Origin of the sequence: Micromonospora sicca, assembly GCF_003172935.1 — a bacterium.
Classification (GTDB): Bacteria; Actinomycetota; Actinomycetes; order Mycobacteriales; family Micromonosporaceae; genus Micromonospora; species Micromonospora sicca.
Genome location: NZ_QGKS01000372.1, coordinates 1 through 1,888, shown reverse-complemented (window position 1 = coordinate 1,888; position 1,888 = coordinate 1). Strand labels below are relative to the sequence as shown.

General features: G+C 75.5%; 1 protein-coding gene. It reads right to left on the bottom strand.

Annotated features, from left to right (window positions below):
• Positions 1-45: 45 nt before the first annotated feature.
• Entirely contained in the window at positions 46-1,707 is a 1,662-nt protein-coding gene (locus DKT69_RS29860; RefSeq protein ID WP_109804792.1) for a ribulokinase, read from the bottom strand.
• Positions 1,708-1,888: the final 181 nt, after the last annotated feature.

The following is a 1,888-nucleotide window of genomic DNA, read 5'->3' as shown; positions in this document are numbered from 1 at the left end:
GTTTGCGCCTGATCCGCGGGTTTCCCGGAGACGCGAACCTCTTGATCAACAGGCGCCGGGGGTGTGGTGGGCGCGGTTGCGAAGGGCGCGGAGGCGGTGCAGGACGTCGGTTCCTCCCCGGCCGAAGTGGTCGTGCAGGGCGCGGTACTCGGCGTAGAGGTCGTCGTAGGCGGCGGCGCGGGCCGGGTCGGGGCGCCAGGTCTCGCGGTGCCGCGCGCCCATCGCCGCCGAGGCCGCCTCCACGTCCGGGTACGCCCCGGCCGCCACCGCCGCGTGGATCGCCGCGCCGAGGGCGGCCGGGTGCGCGGCGTCCAGCACGTGCAGCGGCCGGCGCAGCACGTCGGCGTAGATCCGCAGCAGCAGCCGGTTGGCGGTCAGCCCACCGGCCGCGGTCAACTCGTCCACCGGCACCCCGGCCGCGGTGAACGCCTCGACGACCGTCCGCGCGCCGAACGCGGTGGCCTCCAGCAGCGCCCGCCAGATCTCCTCCGGCCGGGTGGCCAGGGTCAGCCCGACCAGCACGCCGCTCAGCTCGTGGTCCATCAGCACCGAGCGGTTCCCGCTGTGCCAGTCCAGCGCCAGCAGCCCGTGCCCGCCCACCGGCTGGTCGGCGGCGCGGGCGTCCAGCAGCTCGTACGGCGAGACCCCGCGCCGCCGCGCCTCGTCCGCGTACGACCCGGGCAGGGCCCGCTCGACGTACCAGGCGAAGATGTCACCCACGCCGCTCTGCCCAGCCTCGTAGCCCCAGCCGCGGGCGGTGACCCCGCCCTCGACGACGCCGCACACCCCGGGCACCTCGTGACAGGCGTCCGAATTCATGATCAGGCAGGTGGAGGTGCCGAGGACGGCGAGCATCCGGCCCGGCTCGACCGACCGGGCCGCGGCGGCGGTGACGTGCGCGTCGATGGCGCCGGCCGCGACCGCGACGCCGGCCGGCAGGCCCGTCCATCCGGACGCCTCGGCAGTCAGCGCGCCGGCCCGGGCACCGGACTCCACCAGCGGCCCGTCGACCTTTGGCAGCAGGTCGGGCAGCTCGGGGTGGAGCGCGGCGAGGAAGTCGGGGGCCGGGTAGCGGCCGTCCTGGCGTAGTCCCTTGAAGCCGGCGGCGGAGACGTTGCGGGTCGGGCGGCCGCAGAGCTGCCAGACCAGCCAGTCGGCCGTCTCGATCCAGCGCTCCGCGCGGCGGAACACCGCCGGGTCGTCCTCCAGCACCTCCAGCGCCTTGGCGAGCTGCCACTCGGCGGAGACCCGGCCGCCGTAGCGGGCCAGCCAGGGTTCGCCGCGCTCGGCGGCGAGGGCGTTGATCCGATCGGCCTGCCGTTGCGCGGCGTGGTGCTTCCAGAGCTTCGGCCAGGCGTGCGGCCGGTCGCGCAGCTCGGGCAGCTCGGCGAGCGGGGTGCCGTCGGCCATGGTGGGCAGCACCGTGCAGGAGGTGGCGTCCAGCCCGATGCCGATCACCTCGGCCGGGTCGACGCCGGCCGCGCGGACGGCGGCGGGCACGGCGGTCCGCAGCACCTCGCGGTGGTCTTCCGGGTCCTGCAGCGCCCAGTCCGGCGGCAGCGCCGGTCCGTCCGGCAGCCGGTCGGCGAGCACCCCGCGCCGGTACGCGTGCACCGCGCTGCCCCGCTCGGCGCCGTCGGCCACGTCGACCACCACGGCCCGGCCGGAGAGCGTGCCGAAGTCCACGCCGACGACGTAGCGGCCCACTGTTGCCTCCTCCCGCCACCGCCGACCAGCGGCGGTGGTGGGAGAAGACGCTAACCGGACGCTCCTATGCTGCGTCAAGCTCTGAGGGCGGGGTTTCGAGGCGTCGGTAGATTTCGCGGGCGATGTAGCGCTTGAGGCAGCGTTTGATCTCTCGGTCGGTTTTTCCTTGGCTGCGGCGGCG